Source organism: Mesorhizobium album (assembly GCF_033977205.1).
Taxonomy (GTDB): domain Bacteria; phylum Pseudomonadota; class Alphaproteobacteria; order Rhizobiales; family Rhizobiaceae; genus Mesorhizobium; species Mesorhizobium album.
Genome location: NZ_JAVIIW010000148.1, coordinates 1 through 838, shown reverse-complemented (window position 1 = coordinate 838; position 838 = coordinate 1). Strand labels below are relative to the sequence as shown.

Genomic DNA, 838 nt, shown 5'->3' with positions numbered 1-838 from the left:
GGGTGGTCTACGCCAAACCGCCGTTCGGCGGTCCAGGGCATGTGCTGGCCTATCTCGGTCGCTACACCCATCGCGTCGCCATCGCCAATTCCCGGCTGATCGGCATGGACGACGATCGCGTCGCGTTCCGCTGGCGGGATTATCGTCATGGCGGAAGGACAAAGGTGATGACGCTCGACGCGCACGAGTTCATCCGCCGCTTCCTGCTGCACACGCTGCCGGACGGCTTCCATCGCATCCGCCACTACGGCTTCCTCGCCAACGGCCATCGCGCCGCCAGGCTCGACCTGTGCCGCAGACTGCTGGCCAACCCGCAGCAGAACAATCTCGAACCGAGTGCCGAAAGCGCCGCTGTCGCCGCCGAGCGCCTGGCGTTGACGCATCGCTGCCCATGCTGCGGAGGACGGATGATCACGCTCGCCGTCTGGCGATGCGGACAGGCACCGCCCGGCCCGTTCTGGTGCGACACCTCATGATCGCGGCCGGCGCCTCCTCATCGCCATGCTCAGCATCCGTCACCATGGGCGCCGGAACGCCAACGCTTGGCCCATCGCACAAGGGCGCAAGCAGCCAGCCCGGCGATAGAAGGCACCACAGCCTGTCCGACGGCACCCGCCATCAAGATGCCGCCCCCCGTCGCAGCGTCCTTTGCCGTCATTGCATCCCGACGGCCCTTGATCATTCTGGCGAAGACTATCCCGGCCACAGCTCCGGGCTACAATCCCCATAGCGCCAGTCCTGCCCGCGGCTCCGTTCAATCCGGCTTGCAATGAGGTCCGACAGCCAACCCGGCCGCTCCGTCGTGCCCGCGGACCTCACAGAAGCCTCCAGATTCCCA

General features: G+C 66.6%; 1 protein-coding gene. It reads left to right on the top strand.

Annotation, left to right across the window (positions count from 1 at the left end):
• Positions 1–476 (top strand): IS91 family transposase (locus RFN28_RS34660; protein ID WP_320291605.1); only part of this gene is annotated, 476 nt, incomplete at its 5' end.
• Between the last annotated feature and the right edge of the window lie 362 nt (positions 477–838).